The sequence below is a fragment of the Streptomyces mirabilis genome, assembly GCF_039503195.1.
GTDB lineage: Bacteria > Actinomycetota > Actinomycetes > Streptomycetales > Streptomycetaceae > Streptomyces > Streptomyces mirabilis_D.
The window spans coordinates 5,553,165-5,570,615 of record NZ_JBCJKP010000001.1; the positions used below are offsets into that span (position 1 = coordinate 5,553,165).

The window sequence follows — 17,451 nt, forward strand, 5'->3', positions numbered from 1 at the left end:
GTCACGCAGGCCATGCAGACCGTGCACTCCACGCACGACATGCTGCTCATCGCCCTGTACGCCTTCCTCGGCGCCGCCGCGGTCGGGCTGCTCGGCGCGGGGACGCTGTGGCTGATCCGGCGGCGGTCGCTGACCGTGTCCCTCGCCGTCGTCGCCGCCGTGGCGGTCACCGCGATGCTCGCGGGGACGCTGGCCGTCGCCTGGGCGATGTTCCTGTCCTCGCACGACCTGGGCGTGGTCACGACCGTGGTGGCCATGGCGGCGGTGGTGTCCCTGGCGACGGCGCTGTTGCTGGGCCGTTGGGTGGTGGCCCGCAGCAGGGCGCTCACCCTCGCCGCGCGCTCCTTCGGCGACGGCGGCGACTTCGCGGCCCCCGACGGCGCGGCGACCGCCGAACTCGCCGCGCTGAGCCGGGAGTTGCAGGCGACCAGCGCGAAGCTCGCCGAGTCCCGCGACCGTGAACGCGCGCTGGAGAGCTCCCGCCGTGAACTCGTCGCCTGGATCTCGCACGACCTGCGCACCCCGCTCGCCGGACTGCGGGCGATGTCGGAGGCGCTGGAGGACGGGGTGGCCGCCGACCCGGACCGCTACCTCCGGCAGATCCGCACCGAGGTCGAACGCCTCAACGACATGGTCGGCGACCTCTTCGAACTCTCCCGCATACACGCCGGGACCCTCGCCCTGTCGCCGTCCCGCATCTCCCTCTACGACCTCGTCGGCGACGCCCTCGCGGGCGCGGACCCGCTGGCCCGCGAGTACGGCGTACGCCTGGTCGGGGACCGGATCGAGCCGGTGCCGGTCGAGGTGGACGGCAAGGAGATGAGCCGGGTGCTGGGCAACCTCCTCGTCAACGCGATCCGCCGGACCCCGGCCGACGGCACGGTCGCGGTCGCCGCCGAGCGCTCGGACACGGGCGTCGTCCTGTCCGTCACCGACGGCTGCGGCGGCATCCCGGAGGAGGACCTCCCGCGCGTCTTCGACACCGGCTGGCGCGGCACCCACGCCCGTACGCCTCCCGCCGGAGCGGGCCTGGGCCTGGCCATCGTCCGGGGCATCGTCGAGGCGCACCAGGGCCAGGCCGCCGTCCACAACGTCCCCGGCGGCTGCCGCTTCGAGGTCACCCTGCCCATGGCGAGGGCGTGAAGGGGCCACCCACGGTGAGGGCGTGAGGCGCGGGCCCCTTGCCGCTGCTCCCCTACTCCCCGCGCAGCCTCGCCGTCGCGAACTCCCGCATCCCCTCCGCGAAGCCGGTCTCGGGCTTCCAGCCCAGCTCGGCGCGCAGCCGTGCGGAGTCGGCCGTGACGTGGCGTACGTCGCCGAGGCGGTACTCCCCGGTCACCACGGGCTCGGGCCCGCCGTGGGCGGTGGCCAGGGCCCGGGCCATCTCGCCGACCGTGTGCGGCTCGCCGCTCCCGGTGTTGTAGACGGTGAGGGCCCCGGAGCGCGAACCCGCCTCCAGGGCCGCCACATTGGCCGCGGCCACATCCCGTACGTGCACGAAGTCCCGTCGCTGCCCGCCGTCCTCGAAGACCCGCGGCGCCTCGCCCCGGGCCAGCGCGGACCGGAAGAACGAGGCGACGCCCGCGTAGGGGGTGTCGCGCGGCATCCTGGGCCCGTACACGTTGTGGTAGCGCAGTGACACCGCCGAACCGTCCGTCGACCGGGCCCAGGCCGCCGCCAGATGCTCCTGGGCCAGCTTGGTGGTCGCGTACACGTTCCGGGGGTCGACCGGAGCGTCCTCGCGCACCAGACCGGGTGTCAGTTCCTCGCCGCACCGCGGGCAGCGGGGCTCGAACCGCCCCGCGTCGAGATCGGCGACGGTCCGGGGCCCGGGACGTACCGGCCCGTGCCACTCACACCCGTACGCGCCCTCGCCGTACACGACCATCGACCCGGCGAGCACGAGGTGGCGCACCCCCGCGTCGGCCATCGCGGTGAGCAGCACCGCCGTGCCCAGGTCGTTGCGCGACACGTACGCGACCGCGTCGTCGAACCCCTTCCCCAGCCCCACCATCGCCGCCTGATGGCACACGGCGTCCACGCCCGTCAGCGCCGCGCCGACCGCCTCGGCGTCCCGTACGTCCAGGCCGTCGCGCAGGTCGAACACGACCGCCTCGTGCCCGTGCGCGGTCAGCGCCTCGACGACATGGGACCCGATGAACCCGGCACCGCCGGTGACCAGTACTCGCATACGCCGAACGCTAGGACCGCGACGGCGGCGTACGGCAGTACCGCGCCCGTCACGTCACGGGTCCGTAAGACCCGCCGAGACGTCCGAGGCTCCGAGATCTTCGCCTATGACGTGGGTCTGGTACGCCCGGCCTAGAACAGCGGGAGGGCGTCCGTGTACGCGTTCACCGGCTTGGCGACCTTCTTGACGGTACGGGCGTCCAGCGCGGCCGGGGCGGAACTCGTGCCCAGCGTTCCGCCCGGGTGCCACGTCCCGGTGACGGTCACCCAGGTGTTGGCGGGCAGGGCCGCCGCCCCATGGATCCGCACCTTCACGGACTGGGCGTCCGCCGCGCAGCAGGTGAAGATGATCCTGGTCAGGTACCAGCCGTCGGCCCCCTCGTCGGGCGTGACGAAACCGGTCATCCGGACGCTACGGCCCCCGATGTCCCGCTTGTGGTCCTGCTGCACCCGGCTGGTGAACTGGGTGAGCGTCAGCGGGATCGGCGAGGTCGCGGGCAGCGGGTCGAAGTACCTCTGCTCCGTGACGGCCTTGGGCGCCTCGCGGGCGGCGGTGTACGCGCCGAGGGCCGGCGGGGCGTAGAAGAGCAGACTCAGCGCGGGGAGGAAGAGCAGCCAGGCGATACGGGGCACGGTGGAGTGGTCGTGGCCGTGGTCGTCGTCTTGGTCGTGACCGTGACCGTGACCGTGACTGTCGGCGGCGTCGCCGCTGACCGGCTTCTGGCTCGACCACGCCTCCGCCACGCCCAGCACGAGCAGCAGCACCCCCGACGCGACCAGCATCGGACGCATCCCCTCCTTGACGAACCTGAGGCTCAGGTCGGTGAAGAGCGAGGCGTGCAGCAGGCCGAGGCCGCTGAGGACGAGCAGGGTCACCTGGAGGGGGCGTTTCACAGCAGGACTCCTCCGATGAGCGCGCTGCACAGGATCGCGACGACCGTCGTGGCCGTGGAGAAACGGACCGCGAAGGCCCGGCCGAAGGTGCCCGCCTGAAGGGCGATCAGTTTCAGGTCGACCATCGGTCCGACGACCATGAACGCCAGCCGGGCGACGGGCGAGAAGCCGGTGAGCGAGGCCGCGACGAAGGCGTCGGCCTCGGAGCACACCGCGAGCAGGATGGCGAGCGCGGCCAGGAATAGCACCGACAGCCAGGGAGAGCCGGAGAACGCGTCGAGCACGGTGCGCGGGACCGCCACGTTGAACGTCGCCGCCGCCATGGCCCCGAGGACCAGGAAGCCGCCCGCGTGCAGGAAGTCGTGCTGGAAGCCGCGCCGGAACTCCCGCAGGCGGCTCTGCTCGGGCTCGTGCCCGGTGTGCCGTACGACAGGCTTGAGCCATGTGTCGCGGCCCAGGAAGAGCCACAGCCAGCCCATCACGGCGGCGGTGGCGAGCGAGGCGAGCAGCCGGGCCAGGACCATCTCGGGGTGGCCGGGGAAGGCGATGGCGGTGGCGGTCAGCACGACCGGGTTGATGGCGGGTGCCGAGAGCAGGAACGCGAACGCGGCGGCCGGGGTGACACCGCGGCCGATCAGGCTGTTGGCGACCGGCACCGACGCGCATTCGCAGCCGGGCAGGACGACTCCGGCGACTCCGGCGACCGGGACGGCGAGCACGGGCCGCCGGGGCAGCACCCGGGTGAACACCCGGGCCGGCACGAACGCGTTGATCGCGCCGGACAGCGCCGTGCCGAGCAGCAGGAACGGCAGCGCCTGCACGGTGACGGCGAGAGCGACGGTGCGCCAGGCCTGCATGGCCGGTTGTTCCATCCACCGGCTGAGGACGTAGAACGCGGGCCCGGACAGCGCGCACGCTCCGAGCAGAAGGGGCCAGTGGCGGGGCCAGTCGCGCCGGCGACCGCTGGCACTCGCCCCCGCCGCGGGGACCGCGACGGCCACGTCCGCCTCAGCCCCCGTGGACGGTTCGTCCGCCCCCACGGCCCGTTCGTCTGTCTTCTGCACGCCAGCTCCGAATCTCGGATGATCGCACCGAACATAGCGGGCCCGGGCCCCACGGCTCACCACGACTTCACCACATCTCGGTCATGAGTCGGGACCACTGTCGACCGGCGACTCCGGATGTCGGAACGCCCCCGCTTCCGGAGCCCTCTCAAGGGGTGGTGGGTGGGAGCCGCGCCGGGTCTCGGGCCGGGTTGTTATATTGCGCAACTGTGCAAGTGGGGCGTCCCCGCAACGCCTGACGTATGCCTGAACGGCCCGACCGTTTCGTGGGAGTGCGAACATGACTGACCTTGGGGACGCCCCCGCCGGCAACGCCGCACGTAGCCACACACGCGGGGTGCCCCGGCAGCGCCACATCTCCGGTTCCGCGACCTCCGGTTCCGCGACCTCCGGTTCCGCGACCTCCGGTTCCGCGACCTCCGGTCATGCGCCCTCCCGCTCCGCGCCCTCCCGGACGGGGTCCCGTGCGCGTCCCAAGGCCGGCCCGGGGCGCCGGGCCCGGCCCGTGGGCCGGGGCAGGTGGATCCTGCGGACGGCCGCGATAGCGCTGTCGGCGCTGGTCCTTGCCACCGCGGGGGTGGGGTGGTGGTTCTACGAGCATCTGAACGGCAATCTCCACAGCGTCCCGTTGACCGACGGCTCGGGCGACAGCGCGGGCAAGGAGAAGGCCGACTCCTTCGGCAGGACCCCGATCAACCTCCTGGTGATGGGCAGCGACGGCCGTACCAACGCGAGTGACTGCAAGCTCGGCGGCGGCTGTTCACAGACCGGTGTGCAGTCCGGGGCCAACGCGGACGTGGAGATGGTGATGCACATATCCGCCGACCGCTCCAACGCCACCGTGATGAGCATCCCCCGCGACACCGTGACCACCGTCCCCGCCTGCAAGGACACCGAGACCGGCGTCTCCACGAACGGCTACACCGGCATGGTCAACAGCGCCCTGCAGTACGGGCCGGCCTGTCAGGTGGCCACCGTCCACCGGCTCACCGGCATCCCCATCGACCACTTCGTCAAGCTCGACTTCTCCGGCGTGGTGAAGATGTCCGACGCGGTGGGCGGGGTGTCGGCCTGCGTGGACAAGGACGTCTACGACACCTACTCACACCTGAAACTCGCTCAGGGCACGCACACCCTCAAGGGCGTGGCGGCCCTGGAGTTCGTCCGCTCCCGGCACGGCTTCGGCGACGGCAGCGACCTGGGGCGCACCTACTCCCAGCACCTCTTCCTCAGCTCGATGATCCGCAAGTTCAAGAGCGCCGGCACCCTCACCGACCCCACCGCCGTCTACCGCCTGGCCGACGCCGCGACCAAGGCCCTCACCGTCGACACCGGACTGGGCAGCATCAGAAAGCTGATCGGGCTCGCCGCCGACGTGGACAAGGTCCCGGCGAAGCGCATCACCTTCACCACCATGCAGACGGCGCCGGACCCGGGCGACAGCAACCGGCTCGTGCCCGCCGCCACGGCCCAGAGCCTGTTCGCCACCATCGCGAACGACCAGTCCCTGACCGACTCCTCGGGCGACAAGACCGCCGCGGCCTCCGCGACAGCCAAAGCCACGGCCTCCGCCTCCGCGGTCCCCGCCGCGCAGATCGCGGTCACCGTGGAGAACGGCACCACCGTCACCGGCCGGGCCACGGCCGTCGCCACCGCCCTGCTCGACAAGGGCTTCAGTTCCGGCACCACCACCGGCAACGCCGCCGGCACCACGTCCACGACCACCCTCACCTACGGCAGCGGACACAAGGCCGAGGCCCAGACCGCCGCCAAGGCCCTGGGCCTGCCGACCTCCCACCTCAAGCAGAGCGACGCCACCGGCACCGGCCTGACCCTGGTCATCGGCACCGACTGGACGAGCGGCACCGCCTACCCCGCCACCACTCCCGCCCCCGCCGACACCAAGGCCGCCACCTCCAACGCCCACGCCGAGACCGCCGACCAGTCCAAAACCTGCGCCAAGGTCAGCCCGTACAGGACCGTCAGTCTCAACGGCGTCGCCATGACCCCCACCCAGGCCTACCGAGCAGCCTCCGGCATCAAGGACTCGGCACCGTGAGCGGGTGTTCGAAAGCTTCGTTCAACGGGGGAGGACGACGGGGGAGCCGGAGCCGCCGGTTCCGTGGCGGTGTCCTGGGGACGGACGCCTAAACTGGGTCGGCGCGGACGCGGGCACGGATGCCCGGGGCGGGACGGGAGAAGAGACTGTGACGGCATACGCCGGTGGCTTCGACGATCCGCCCGCCGAGGTGCTGGCGGACGCGGCCGCCGCGTTCGGACTGCTGGCCTCCTCGCCCCGGCTGCACATCATGTGGGCCCTCGCGCAGGGTGAGAGCGACGTGACCCACCTCGCGGAGCGTGTCGGCGGCGCCCTGCCCGCCGTCAGCCAGCACCTGTCGAAGCTGAAGCTCGCGGGCCTCGTCCGCTCCCGGCGCGAAGGCCGCCGACAGGTCTACTACGTCGACGATCCCGACGTCGTGACCGTGGTGCGCGTGATGGTCGGACAGTTGGCCGCACGCGCCGAGGAGGCATCGGCACCCGTACGCAGGCTGCGCGGGATCGGTGGCTGAGACGTCCGCGACGGCGGGAGGGGGCGCCGAGCGCCCCGCCCGCGCGGACGGCCCGGCGGCGGAGGAACCCCGGGTCCTTCAAGGAACTTCGGGTGGGAAGGGACACGGCGAGCCGACCGCGCTCCAGCTGCTCCGGCGGCTGGACAGCGGTCCGCGGGGGCTGACGCAGACGCAGGCCGACGAACGCCTCGCCCGGTTCGGGGAGAACATCCCGCCCGCCCGGCGGCCCGTTCCGTGGTTCGAGCGGTTCCTGCGCAGTCTGCGGGATCCGTTCACCGCCGTACTGCTCTGCCTCGGCCTGGTCTCGGCGCTCGTGGCCTCCTGGGGCACCGCGAGCGTGATCACCGTACTGGTGGTGGTCAGTTGTGTGCTGCGGTCGTCCGGTGAGCACCGGGCCGACCGTTCGATGGCGGCGTTGCGCGACTTGGTCGCCAGCACCGCCACCGTGCTGCGCAGGACCGACGCGGACGCGGTACCCACCGACCGTGACCTCCCGGTCGACCAGCTGGTGCCGGGGGATGTGATCCGCCTCGGTCCTGGCGACCTGGTCCCCGCCGACGTACGGCTGCTGCGGGCCGGTGGGCTGACCGTGTACCAGGCGGCGCTCACCGGCGAGTCGGCGCCGGTCGCCAAGTACCCGGTCGACGCGCCGGGCACCACGGCGGGTGAACTGTTCGAGCAGCCGCAGCTGTGTTTCCAGGGCAGCAGTGTCGCCTCCGGCAGCGGCACCGCCGTGGTCGTGGCGACCGGCGCGCACACCCGGTTCGCCGAGGGCCACCGGGACCCGGGGCGGCGGGAGGCGAGCGCCTTCGACCGGTCCGTGCACGGCGTCTCCTGGATCCTCATCCGGTTCATGCTGCTCACCCCGCCGCTGGTCCTGATGGCGGGCGCGGCCCTGCGCGGGCGGGGCCTGGAGACCCTGCCGTTCGCCGTCGCGGTGGCGGTCGGGATGACCCCGGAGATGCTGCCGGTCATCATCACGACCTGCCTGGCCCGCGGGGCGTCGCTGCTGGCCCGTACGCACGGGGTGATCGTGAAGCGGCTGCCCGCGCTCCACGATCTCGGCGCCATCGACGTGCTCTGCGTGGACAAGACCGGCACCCTCACCCAGGACCGGCCGGTCGTCGACCGCGCGCTGGACGCGGACGGCGAGGACGCGCCCGAGGTACTGCGCCGGGCGACCGCGGCCGCCTGGTGGACACTGCAACTCGCCGACCTGCCGGCGCCCGACGCCCTCGACGAGGCGCTCCTGCGGACGGCCGACGAGGACGACCTGACGGCGTACGACGGGATCGCGGCGCTGCCCTTCGATCCCGTACGCCGACTCACCACCGCCGTCGTGCGCACCCCCGGCACCCTCGGCTCCCACACCCTCCTGGTCAAGGGCGCCGCCGAAGCCGTACTGGAGCGCTGTGCGCTGGAGCCGCAGGAGCGCACACGGCTGCTCGCCCGCGCCCACGAGCTGACGGACGACGGGCTGCGCGTCCTGGCGGTCGCCACCGCCGTACGCCCCGCCCGCCACCGCGACTACACCCCGGCCGACGAACGCGGCCTGACCTTCGAGGGGTTCGTCACGCTGCGGGACGCGCTGGTACCGAGCGCGGCCGAAGCGCTGCGGGTGCTCGCCGACCAGGGCGTCGCCGTACGGGTGCTGACCGGGGACCATCCGGGCACGGCCGCCCGCGTCTGCCGCGACCTGGGCCTCGACCCCGGTGAGGTACGCACCGCCGCCGACCTCGACGGTCTCACGGACACCGAACTCGGCGAAGTCGCCGACCGCACCACCGTCCTCGCCCGCTGCACGCCTGAGCACAAGGCGCGTATCACCGTCGCACTGCGCGCACGCGGACACGCCACCGGCTACCTCGGCGACGGTGTCAACGACCTGCCCGCGCTGCACGCCGCGGACGTCGGGATCTGCCCGCGCGACGCCACCGACCTGGCCCGGGAGAGCGCCGACGTGGTGCTGGCCGACAAGGACCTCACCGCGATCTCGCACGCGATCACCGCGGGCCGCTACTCCAGCGGCAACATCGGCACCTATCTGCGGGTCACCCTCTCCTCCAACCTCGGCAACGTGATCGCGATGCTCGCGGCGGGCATCCTGCTGCCCTTCCTGCCGATGCTGCCGACGCAGGTCCTCGTGCAGAACATGTGCTTCGACGCGGCCCAGCTCGCCTTCGCCTACGACCGTCCCGCGCCGGGCACCCTGAAGCGCCCCACCGTGCTGCGCTCGCGCGATCTGCTGGGTTTCATCACCGGCTTCGGCCTGCTGAACGCCGTCGCCGACCTCGCGACCTTCGGCGTCCTCGCGCTCGCCGTGCACGGGCCCGGGACGGCGAACGACGAGTCCGTGTTCCACTCCGGCTGGTTCACCGAGAACCTGCTCACCCAGGCCCTGGTGATGCTCCTGCTGCGGCTCGGCCGCCGGGGCACCGAGGGCCGGTGGAAACCGGGTCCCGTCGGCTGGGGCGCGACCGCCCTCACCGCCGCCGGCCTCGCGCTGCCGCTCTCCCCGCTCGGCCCGCCGCTGGGCATGACCGCACTGCCCGCCCTCTACTACCTGCTGCTCGTCGCGGTCCTCGGCCTGTACGCGGTGGGGCTGGTGGCCACACGGTCACGCTACGAACGCCGTCGCTCCGAGGGCGACGGCGGGATCTTCCACAGTGATCAAGGGGCGCGCGGCGAGCGCATCCACGACGGAGGGTGACGCGGGCTTACTCTTCCCTCCAGCGATTCGCCTCGGCGCACCGGTGAACGGGCGGAAGAGAGAAGGCGGGACATGGCCGCATCCTGGACGCGGTGGCGGTGGCTCACTCTGCTGGTCCTCGCCCTGGCGCTCTACGTCATCGTGCGGGCGGCCAACACTCCGCAGGCCACCCCTTCGCACGTCGCCCCTCCGCGTGCCACTCCTTCACCCGTCACTCCTTCACCCCACGCTCCTTCACCCCCCGCTCCTTCGTCCGGTACTCCTTCGTCCGCGACCACTCCGCCCGAGGCCACTCCGTCTCCGGCAGATGCGGTCTATCCGTAGGACAGGTTGGAGCACACGTCGTCGTCGGCGGAGCGCGCGTCACGCGCCACCGAAGTGGGGAGGGCCGTGGGCGTGGACGCGGGTGAGGCCGACGTACTGCCCTGGGCGGCGTAGCTCCGGCCCAGGACGACGTCGACGCCCGCGCCCGGCACGGAGTTCAGTTCGGCGCCGGGAAAGAGCCGGGCGACCGTCTCGGCCCGGGTCCGCAGGCCCGCGCCGTACTCGATCACCGTGTCGGCGCGGTCCCGGTCGACCGCGTTCGCGGTACCGGTGACGGTGAAGCCGTGCTCGGTGAGGGCCGTCGCGGCGCGCGAGGCCAGGCCGCGGGTGGTGGTGCCGTTGTAGACGGCGACGTCGACACCGTCCCCCGAGACCTCCGCGGCGATGCCGGGCGAGGTGGCCGCGGGGGCGGTCTGCCCGCCCTTCTTGCCACCGGCGTCGGTGCCGTCGAGGGTGCGGTCGGCCTTGAGCGCGGCCCACAGCTGATCGGCGTCCGGCTGGACGATCGCGACCCGCTCCCCCTGGTACCGCCAGGGGATGGTGGCGAACTTGGTGTCGTGGAGGTCGATGTTCCTCAAGGACATCGCGAACGAGATCAGCTGCTTCGCCGTTCCCAGCCCCGGGTCGACGGTCAGCGACTTCGTCGCGGCGTCGGCGAGCGGCAGCAGTCCGGTGGGGGTGAGCCCGTCGCTCTTCACCTTTTTCACCAGGCTGGCGACGAAGGCCTGTTGGCGTTTGATGCGGCCGATGTCGGAGCCGTCGCCGATACCGTGCCGGATGCGGACGTAGTCCAGCGCCCGCTGCCCGGAGAGCTTCTGCTCACCCTTCCTGAAGAGCAGCCCGCCCCGGGTGGCACGGTTGGGGTTGAGGTCCTTCTCGTACACGTCCTGCGGGAGGCACACGTTCACCCCGCCGACGACCCGCGTCAGTGCCGCGAAGCCCTTGAAGTCGATGACGACGGTGTGGTCGACGCGCAGGCCGGTCAGCTTCTCGACCGTGTTCTGGGTGCAGGCCGGGTTGCCCTTGGCCGTCTGCCCCACGGAGTACGCCTCGTTGAACATCGTGTTCGGCCGCGTCCTGGTCCACTTCCCGTCCGGGAGCTTGCACGGGGGGAGGGTGACCAGTGTGTCGCGGGGGATCGAGACGGCGACGGCGTGCCGGTGGTCTGCGTAGACGTGCAGCAGGAACGCGGTGTCGGAGCGGCCGATGTCGCCCTTGTCGCCGCCGCCCAGCGCGCTGTTTCCGTCCGTGCGCGCGTCCGAGCCGATGACGAGGACGTTCTCGCCCTTCGTCGCACCGGCCGGCCGGTCCTTGGAGAGACCGTCGGCGCCGAAGGTGTTGATGTTGCCGTTCAGCTTCAGATAGATCCAGCCGAGTCCGGCCGTGCCGAGCAGGAGCACGGACAGGGCCACGACGAGGGCGATCCGCAGAGGGCCCCGTCTGCGACGCGGTGGTCGCGCCTGGTCACTGTTCGTCACACGTGTGCTCTCATCCGTCCGACTCATATGTAGGGGACGCTCGGCCCCGCCCGATGGTTGTAAAGTTGCGCAACGTAGCAACAGTGAAGGGAAGAGGTGGGCGGGATGCTCCGCAACGGACTGGAACCCTGGCACCTGCTGATCGTGGCGATCGTGATCATCGTGCTGTTCGGCTCGAAGAGACTGCCCGACACCGCCCGCGCGCTGGGCAAGTCGATGCGCATCCTCAAGAGCGAGACCAGTGCCATGAAGCACGACGGCACCGCACCCTCCACCGTGCCCTCCGCCGCGCCCCGGTCCGAGAGCGCGCCCGAGGCCGCGTCGGCCCGCGCGGTCGGCGAGGGCACCACGACCCGCTGAGGGTCCTCCTCAACAGGCCTGCCCTGCGGCCTGGTCGGTCGAGGTCCGCACCCCGGGTGTCTACGAGGCGGACTCGGCGGTCCACGTGATGTGCGGGGGTTCGACCCGCGCGCACAGGGGGTTGCCGTGCGCGTCGGTCAGGCCGAGACGTCCTACCAGCAGCCCCTCACGCGCGGCGGCGGCGAGCACCTCGGCGGGGACGACGTCGAGCATGAGCTTGGCGCGCCGGAACATGCTGAAGACGCCCGACTCGTCGACCGTGCCCCATGACAGGTAGATGAACCGGCGGCCCAGACGGTCCTGCACATAGGGCCCTTTGACCTCCGTGCCGGTCGGCGAGGCGAGCGCGGTGCACTCCAGGGTCCAGGTCGCGGACGCGGCGTCGCCGGGCTGCGGTTCGAGGAGTTCGGCCGGACGGTCCCGGCGTTGTACGGCCACGTGGATGTTGTCGTACGTCGGCGCACCGCTGCCGACGGGGGCCGGACAGGTGCGGCCGGGCAGGTCGACGGCGTCGATACGGATGCGCATGCCGACCATCATCCCGCCAATCCGGCGACGGTTCTCCACGAGCGTCGTCCCCGCACTCGCGCTGGGCCCCGCGGTCACCGCCCACGCGTGGCCCGCCGCCGCGCCCGGTACCGCGTCCAGCGCGATCTGCAAGGTCGAAAGAGACTCGAACGGCAACCACCTGTGGGGTGTGGGATTCCCCGGTGGCGCCGGGGTGACCTTCTCGGGCTCCAGCACGGGCACCGTCTCGACGGACCACACGGGATACCCCCAGGTTCCCGACCTGGGGGTTTCGCGCGGGCGAGACGCCATGGGGGACGGGAGAGGCCCCTAGCCGATGCCGGATCCGGTACCGACGCGGATGCCCCGCGCGAACGGCTCGAAGATGTGGCTGAAGGTCCAGGTGTCCTGGGCGATGCCGGAGCAGGAGTTGGCGCCGGCCGTGCCCACGCAACCGCCGTTGTCGCGCTGGAGGGCCCAGAAGGAGAGCGTGTCGATGCCCTTGGCGACCGCCCAGTTCTCCACCTTCACCGCGTCCTGCGGGGTGAAGGTCTCCTCCGGGCCGTAATCGTCGATGCCGGGCATCTCGGTGACGCCGATCATGTGCCAGAGCTTCGCCGGGTTCTTCTTCGGGTAGAGCGCGGCGAGTTGGTCGTGCAGCCCGGAGGTGGCGGTCCTGGTGTCGGCCGCCATGTCGTGGGTGGCTCCGTCCCAGTAGTCGAACGTCATGATGTTGACGACGTCCACGCGCGCGCCGTTGTCGACGGCGTTGCGCAGCAGCGCCACGCCGTTGGGTGCGAGGCCCGTGGCGGTGGTCGGCAGAGTGTAGGAGAACTGCACGCTGCGGCCGGTCCGTTCGGCCCAGCGCTCCACCTTGGCGATGGCCTTGTTGCGGCGGTCGATCCCGGCGGTGTTGTTGATGGAGTCGGCCTCGATGTCGAGGTCGATCCGGGTGACGCCGTAGGTCTTGACGAGGCTTTCGTAGACCGAGGCGATGGCGTCGATGTCGGTGCAACTGTCGGCCAGTTCGGTTCCGGTGGTGTCGGCGCTGTAGCCGCCGAAGGACGGGACGACGTTGCCGCCGTGCGCCTGGATCGTGGCGATGTCCCCGCCGAAGGTCGCCTCGGCGATCGGCTGGGTGGAGGCGCCGTTCCAGTACGCGGTGCACGAGCCCGTCGCGGCCGTCTGGAGAAAGGCCATCGTGAGGTACTTGTTGCCCGACTCGGCGGCGAGGGCGGCGGGGCTCTCGCCCGTCCACGCCTCGAAGTACGGCGCCGCCACATGCGCGGGCATGTGCCGCGCCACCTGCGCGGGTGCCCGCTCCGCGGCGAGCGCGCCGCCTCCGCCGAGCGCGACCAGCCCGGCTGTGAGAGTGGTCGCGGTGGCGCCGGACAGCAGCGCGCGAAGTGGCCCAGATCGTCTCATGGACGCTCCCATGGTGAAGGAAGAGCAGGTGGGACAGCGGGAATCCGGAAAGGTTCGTGCGATGTCCACCGGTCGGTACACGCCGGAGAGCTCTCCATGACCAAGGGCGAACAGGGACCATGGTTGGACTAGACCAATTGTCTGTCAAGGTTCTTTACAGTTAACTGTTCAGAACATGGTGCGGCCGTTCTCGGAACCGGGCTGTTCCCCGGCCGAGTCGCGCGGCGAGTGTTGTTCAGCAGCCGGTGCCGGTCGGGGTGAACTCCATGCGGGCGTGCTCGTCCGCGCCATGGGCTTCGTTGTAGGTGGCCGGGGTGACCTGGTACCAGACGTCGTCCCTGGCGGTGTCGCCGGCGACGTCGTCCAGGCTTACGCACCACCGCTGCGGCCGAACGGTTCGCGTGTACGTCTCGGTGCCCGTGCGGACCTTCTTGCAGCTCTGGTACCGCTCCGTGGTGTACCAGGTGCGGGTCGTCCTGTGCGTGCCCGTGCCCGTGCGCTGGGTGTGCCTGACCTGCCGGGTGGCGGACGTGCACTTCCTGACCAGGTGCGGGCGGGTGGCCCTGGTGGTCTTCGCGGCGAGGTGGCGGACCGAGTCCTTGAGTCCGGAGACGGTGTCCGGGCTCGGCGAGGCCTTCTGGGCGGTGCCCGTACTGCCCTGACCGGCATCGGTCACGGCTCCCGAGTCCACGCCGCGCGCGCCGCCGCCCCCACCGCCGCACGCGCCCAGCCCGGCTATGAGGACCGCGGTCGCTCCGGCCACCAGCAGCCGCTTGCCGAACATGTCTCCCCCTGAGGTCAGCGGCGGTCAGCGTAACGGATCACCGGACACGCGGCGCCGGCTGGGCTCGCGAGAACAGGGGAAATCCTGTGTTGTCAGAAGACCTGCGTGAAGCAGCCGAAGCCGATCACGAGCACCGCCGCGATCGCTGTCAGTGCTCTGAGGACCTGTGGTGTTCTGGTCGTCATCCCGGACTCCTTTCCGTTCACAGGCAGTAACGGACGAGCCACTCGTCCGCGCTGTACGCGTCTCGCGCCGGGTCGGGCACCGTGGCGGGCCGTTCCTCGACCGTGTCCTCGACCCGAACGCGCTCCGGCAGCGTGCCGAACCGCGCCCGGCGTGCCGCCTCCGCGGCGTCGGGGGCCGTCTCCGTCCGCTCTGTCTGTGTCATCTCGCGTACCTCGCTTCGGTAGGTGCACCCCGGTCGGCGACATCGATCAGTCACCTACTCAACTGGTGATGATGCCCAGATGTTCCGGCCCCGCGCATCACCTGTCAAGATGGTGATGTGAATCTGGATCACGTCTTCGTCTGCGGGAACCCGGCCCTCGACTTCGCCGCGACACTCCGCGCTCGCCGCTCGCTGCGGTTCGAGATGCTCGCTTCACCGGACCGCCTCGACGCCTGGTACCTGGAGTCCGGAGTCGTCGACTCCGTCTCCGCGAGCCAGGACTCCGACGTCGGGCGGGCGACGGCGCTGCGGGAGGCCGTCTACGCGCTGGTCACCGCCCGCCGGCTGGGCGAGGCGTACGACGACGAGGCCCTGGCCGTGCTGAACGCCGCGGCCCGGAACGCCGCGGCGACACCGCAGCTCACTCCGGCGGGCCGGTGGACGGCGGCGACCCCGGAGGAAGCGCTGTCGACGGTGGCGCGGCTCGCCGTCGAGCTGCTGGGCGGACCGGATGTGCCGCTGCTGAAGGAGTGCGGCAACCCGGAGTGCACCCGGATCTACATCGACCGCTCGCGGGGCATGCGTCGGCAGTGGTGCGGCATGGAGTCCTGCGGCAACAGGATCAAGGCCGCGGCCTACCGCGCCCGCAAGAGGGAGACGCGGACGGTCGCGACCGCCTGATCGACGGTCGGCGCCGCGCGCCGGCTCAGTCGGAGGCGGCTGACCCCTGCGGCGAGGACGCCTTCGCCGGCAGTTGGAACCACATGGTCTTGCCGGTGGCGGTGGTGGTGCTGCCCCAGGCCTCGGCGAGCAGGTCGAGCAGGTCGATGCCGCGCCCGCCTTCCGCGTCGGCGTCGACGACACGCCGTACGGGCCCGGTGGGGTCGGTGTCCTCGACCTCGCACCGCAGGCGGGATTCGCGCACCTGCAGGTTGAGCCGCAGTGGGCCGCGCGTGTGGCACAGGGCGTTGGTGACCAGTTCGCTGACCAGGAGCTCGGCCGTGTCGGCCAGGTCCCGCAGACCCCAGTCGCCCAGTTGTCCGGTCACCAGGCGGCGGCCCTGGCGGACCGAGGTCAGCTCCCGCGGCAGGGGCCAGGAGGCGTCCCAGTCGGTGGCACGGCCGCGAGGCGCGTCAAAGGGACGTACGGGTGCCAGCGTGCGCGACCAGAGAGCCTGGTGCCGGGCGAACCACGAGGTGAGTGGGGCCTTCCGCCCCGACTCCTCCTGCTCTTCCTGTCGGCGGCAAAGCCGGGCAACGAGTCCCCTGCGCGGGGTCGCGGTGAGGCCGATGGCCTGGAAGGCCATGGAGAATCAGTCCCTTCTGGAGCGTCGGCGGCCGTGGTTGCCGCGGCGGAAGTGCGCCGCTGACGGGGCAGGGCGTGCCTGGCCTCGCATTCGCGTAGCACTCGCTACAGTTCAAATATACGCGTAGCGGGCACTACAGTAAATACCTCAACGAAAGTAATGAATCGGACACCGCACCTCCGACCGCACGGGAGCCTCCATGCCGCGCCCGCCCGACCCGGCCAAACGACGCGACCTGCTGGACCGGGTCCGCGAGTACATGATCCGCAATGGCCTGGTGGACCTGTCCCTCCGCCCGCTGGCCCGGGCCCTGGGCACCAGCGACCGCATGCTCCTGTACTACTTCGGCACCAAGGAACGCATGGTCGCCGAGGCGCTCGCCCTGGACGAGCGGCGACCGCTCCTGCGCACCCGGAGCCTGCTCGGCGTCGTCGACGCTCCCAGGGACCCGGCATGGGCCCGCGGCTTCATGGAAGAGGTCTGGCAGCAGTTCGCCGACCCCGACCTGCGCGCCGCGCTCCCCCTCTATCTCGAGATCATGGTCACCGGTCTGCTCCACCCCGACCGATACGGACCCGTCATGCGCGACACGCTCGCCGAGTGGACGGGCCTGCTCACCTCCGTCTTCCGCGACATGGGCCTGCCCGAGGCGCGAGCGCGCACCGAGGCCGTCCTCCTGGTCGACGCGTGCTTCGGTCTGCTCGTCGCACCCGTGGTCGACAGGGACTGGGACGCGGCCGACGCGGCCTTCCGCGTCCTCCTCGACCGCCTCGAACCCGGCTGGCGAACCACGTAGCGAACGCCGCCCCGCTGGGGGAGACGCCGTGGGTGACCCCGTGGGCGACCCCGTGGGCGACGTCGCGCGAGGGGACGTGCGAACCGGTACGTTGGGAATGAAGGGCACCTATCCGCCCCTTGTGGGAGACCCACCATGCGCAGGATCAGTCAGCGCTGCTTGAGTGCGGTCGCGGGCCTGGCCGCCGCCCTCGTCGTCGCCCCGCCGGCATCGGCCGCGACGTCAACCCCGTACGGCCGACCGGACACCCAACCGCGCACGCAGGTGTTCCAGTTGGTCGCCAAACAGACCCAGTCCGAATCCCTCGACCTGGGCAAGAAGGGGCTCAGCCGGGGCGACGAGCTCGTCATCGCCGAGGACTTGTACCGCGACGGCCGGAGGATCGGCGACCACAGCGTGGTCTGCGTCCATGTCCACCTCGATCCGGACGAGCTCCAGTGCGTCGGAACCTTCGCTCTGCCGCAGGGGCAGATCGCCTCGCAGGCGCTGCTCCACCTGCCGCCGGCCCCCTCCATCGACATCGCCGTCACCGGCGGTTCGGGTGCCTTCAGTTCGGCTCGGGGCTACGTCCACACCGTCCCCGCCGGGAAGACGGTACGGAACCTCACCTTCCACCTCACCCTTGACGCCTCATCAGGAACCTGACTCCGTCGAG

The 17,451-nt window shown here is 71.5% G+C and carries 18 protein-coding genes; 9 read left to right on the forward strand and 9 right to left on the reverse strand.

The genetic code is table 11. The features are described from left to right. The first annotated feature begins 12 nt into the window (after positions 1–12). Complete coding sequence (locus tag AAFF41_RS25715) at positions 13–1,143, forward strand: sensor histidine kinase (RefSeq protein WP_054231388.1); 1,131 nt, start codon at positions 13–15, stop codon at positions 1,141–1,143. Between the two features lie 52 nt (positions 1,144–1,195). Here AAFF41_RS25715 and AAFF41_RS25720 read toward each other — a convergent pair whose 3' ends face one another. The 3 genes from AAFF41_RS25720 to AAFF41_RS25730 all read right to left on the reverse strand — a co-directional run bounded on the left by AAFF41_RS25720 (position 1,196) and on the right by AAFF41_RS25730 (position 4,148). Next, positions 1,196–2,191, reverse strand: a complete 996-nt coding sequence (locus tag AAFF41_RS25720; RefSeq protein WP_343324684.1) for an NAD-dependent epimerase/dehydratase family protein — start codon at positions 2,189–2,191, stop codon at positions 1,196–1,198. A gap of 131 nt (positions 2,192–2,322) precedes the next feature. Beyond that, positions 2,323–3,084 (reverse strand): TIGR03943 family putative permease subunit, encoded by a 762-nt coding sequence (locus AAFF41_RS25725; protein ID WP_343324685.1) that lies wholly within the window; start codon positions 3,082–3,084, stop codon positions 2,323–2,325. Further along, complete coding sequence (locus AAFF41_RS25730; RefSeq protein ID WP_425526163.1) at positions 3,081–4,148, reverse strand: permease; 1,068 nt, start codon at positions 4,146–4,148, stop codon at positions 3,081–3,083. Before AAFF41_RS25730 ends, AAFF41_RS25725 begins: the two co-directional genes overlap by 4 nt. A 280-nt stretch (positions 4,149–4,428) precedes the next feature. Here AAFF41_RS25730 and AAFF41_RS25735 point away from each other — a divergent pair, with 280 nt between their 5' ends. The 3 genes from AAFF41_RS25735 to mgtA all read left to right on the forward strand — a co-directional run bounded on the left by AAFF41_RS25735 (position 4,429) and on the right by mgtA (position 9,428). Next, positions 4,429–6,207 carry an LCP family protein gene (locus AAFF41_RS25735; protein WP_343324686.1) on the forward strand — a complete coding sequence of 593 codons (1,779 nt, stop codon included), beginning with the start codon at positions 4,429–4,431 and terminating at the stop codon, positions 6,205–6,207. A 148-nt stretch (positions 6,208–6,355) separates the two neighbouring features. Further along, on the forward strand, positions 6,356–6,718 hold the full coding sequence (locus tag AAFF41_RS25740; protein WP_054231278.1) for an ArsR/SmtB family transcription factor: 363 nt from the start codon (positions 6,356–6,358) through the stop codon (positions 6,716–6,718). Continuing rightward, entirely contained in the window at positions 6,711–9,428 is a 2,718-nt protein-coding gene (mgtA, locus tag AAFF41_RS25745; protein ID WP_343324687.1) for a magnesium-translocating P-type ATPase, read from the forward strand. Before AAFF41_RS25740 ends, mgtA begins: the two co-directional genes overlap by 8 nt. Positions 9,429–9,742: 314 nt before the next feature. On the opposite strand, the gene AAFF41_RS25750 is transcribed toward mgtA, so the two are convergent. Continuing rightward, a complete protein-coding gene (locus tag AAFF41_RS25750) occupies positions 9,743–11,257 on the reverse strand; it encodes an LCP family protein (protein ID WP_388409731.1) in 1,515 nt (504 codons plus the stop codon). A gap of 78 nt (positions 11,258–11,335) precedes the next feature. Here AAFF41_RS25750 and tatA point away from each other — a divergent pair, with 78 nt between their 5' ends. Then, positions 11,336–11,590 carry a Sec-independent protein translocase subunit TatA gene (tatA, locus tag AAFF41_RS25755; protein ID WP_319750178.1) on the forward strand — a complete coding sequence of 85 codons (255 nt, stop codon included), beginning with the start codon at positions 11,336–11,338 and terminating at the stop codon, positions 11,588–11,590. A 60-nt stretch (positions 11,591–11,650) separates the two neighbouring features. Here the strand turns inward: tatA and AAFF41_RS25760 are convergent, their stop codons facing one another. Continuing rightward, positions 11,651–12,118: a DUF5990 family protein gene (locus tag AAFF41_RS25760; protein ID WP_225900394.1), complete on the reverse strand. Its 468-nt coding sequence runs from the start codon at positions 12,116–12,118 to the stop codon at positions 11,651–11,653. Here AAFF41_RS25760 and AAFF41_RS25765 point away from each other — a divergent pair. Further along, positions 12,117–12,431 carry a hypothetical protein gene (locus tag AAFF41_RS25765; RefSeq protein ID WP_343324688.1) on the forward strand — a complete coding sequence of 105 codons (315 nt, stop codon included), beginning with the start codon at positions 12,117–12,119 and terminating at the stop codon, positions 12,429–12,431. The two genes, AAFF41_RS25760 and AAFF41_RS25765, sit on opposite strands and share 2 nt — an antisense overlap. Here the strand turns inward: AAFF41_RS25765 and AAFF41_RS25770 are convergent. From AAFF41_RS25770 to AAFF41_RS25780, 3 genes are all read right to left on the reverse strand, one after another. Then, on the reverse strand, positions 12,428–13,522 hold the full coding sequence (locus AAFF41_RS25770) for a chitinase (protein WP_319750180.1): 1,095 nt from the start codon (positions 13,520–13,522) through the stop codon (positions 12,428–12,430). The genes AAFF41_RS25765 and AAFF41_RS25770 overlap by 4 nt on opposite strands. Before the next feature lie 235 nt (positions 13,523–13,757). After that, entirely contained in the window at positions 13,758–14,306 is a 549-nt protein-coding gene (locus AAFF41_RS25775; RefSeq protein ID WP_319750181.1) for a hypothetical protein, read from the reverse strand. A gap of 202 nt (positions 14,307–14,508) precedes the next feature. Then, entirely contained in the window at positions 14,509–14,694 is a 186-nt protein-coding gene (locus AAFF41_RS25780; protein WP_097285545.1) for a hypothetical protein, read from the reverse strand. 117 nt (positions 14,695–14,811) lie between these two features. Here AAFF41_RS25780 and AAFF41_RS25785 point away from each other — a divergent pair, with 117 nt between their 5' ends. Beyond that, positions 14,812–15,375, forward strand: a complete 564-nt coding sequence (locus AAFF41_RS25785; RefSeq protein WP_319750182.1) for a CGNR zinc finger domain-containing protein — start codon at positions 14,812–14,814, stop codon at positions 15,373–15,375. Positions 15,376–15,400: 25 nt separating this feature from the next. On the opposite strand, the gene AAFF41_RS25790 is transcribed toward AAFF41_RS25785, so the two are convergent. Then, positions 15,401–16,000, reverse strand: coding sequence for an ATP-binding protein (locus AAFF41_RS25790; protein WP_343324689.1), 600 nt, complete (start codon positions 15,998–16,000; stop codon positions 15,401–15,403). 199 nt (positions 16,001–16,199) lie between these two features. Between AAFF41_RS25790 and AAFF41_RS25795 the strand changes: the two genes are divergently transcribed. Together AAFF41_RS25795 and AAFF41_RS25800 are read left to right on the forward strand one after the other, a co-directional pair. Beyond that, the gene (locus AAFF41_RS25795; protein WP_319750184.1) at positions 16,200–16,796 is read left to right on the forward strand and encodes a TetR/AcrR family transcriptional regulator; all 597 of its coding nucleotides are present in this window, start codon (positions 16,200–16,202) and stop codon (positions 16,794–16,796) included. 135 nt (positions 16,797–16,931) lie between these two features. Further along, positions 16,932–17,441, forward strand: a complete 510-nt coding sequence (locus AAFF41_RS25800; protein WP_319750185.1) for an allene oxide cyclase barrel-like domain-containing protein — start codon at positions 16,932–16,934, stop codon at positions 17,439–17,441. Positions 17,442–17,451: the final 10 nt, after the last annotated feature.

Coding starts and splice junctions, on each gene's coding strand:
- AAFF41_RS25790 (WP_343324689.1), bottom strand. CDS start 16,000: ATGGCCTTCCAGGCCATCGGCCTCACCGCGACCCCGCGCAGGGGACTC.
- AAFF41_RS25750 (WP_388409731.1), bottom strand. CDS start 11,257: ATGAGTCGGACGGATGAGAGCACACGTGTGACGAACAGTGACCAGGCG.
- AAFF41_RS25765 (WP_343324688.1), top strand. CDS start 12,117: ATGCCGACCATCATCCCGCCAATCCGGCGACGGTTCTCCACGAGCGTC.
- AAFF41_RS25800 (WP_319750185.1), top strand. CDS start 16,932: ATGCGCAGGATCAGTCAGCGCTGCTTGAGTGCGGTCGCGGGCCTGGCC.
- AAFF41_RS25720 (WP_343324684.1), bottom strand. CDS start 2,191: ATGCGAGTACTGGTCACCGGCGGTGCCGGGTTCATCGGGTCCCATGTC.
- AAFF41_RS25795 (WP_319750184.1), top strand. CDS start 16,200: ATGCCGCGCCCGCCCGACCCGGCCAAACGACGCGACCTGCTGGACCGG.
- AAFF41_RS25780 (WP_097285545.1), bottom strand. CDS start 14,694: ATGACACAGACAGAGCGGACGGAGACGGCCCCCGACGCCGCGGAGGCG.
- AAFF41_RS25735 (WP_343324686.1), top strand. CDS start 4,429: ATGACTGACCTTGGGGACGCCCCCGCCGGCAACGCCGCACGTAGCCAC.
- AAFF41_RS25770 (WP_319750180.1), bottom strand. CDS start 13,522: ATGAGACGATCTGGGCCACTTCGCGCGCTGCTGTCCGGCGCCACCGCG.
- AAFF41_RS25760 (WP_225900394.1), bottom strand. CDS start 12,118: ATGCGCATCCGTATCGACGCCGTCGACCTGCCCGGCCGCACCTGTCCG.
- AAFF41_RS25715 (WP_054231388.1), top strand. CDS start 13: ATGCAGACCGTGCACTCCACGCACGACATGCTGCTCATCGCCCTGTAC.
- tatA (WP_319750178.1), top strand. CDS start 11,336: ATGCTCCGCAACGGACTGGAACCCTGGCACCTGCTGATCGTGGCGATC.
- AAFF41_RS25775 (WP_319750181.1), bottom strand. CDS start 14,306: ATGTTCGGCAAGCGGCTGCTGGTGGCCGGAGCGACCGCGGTCCTCATA.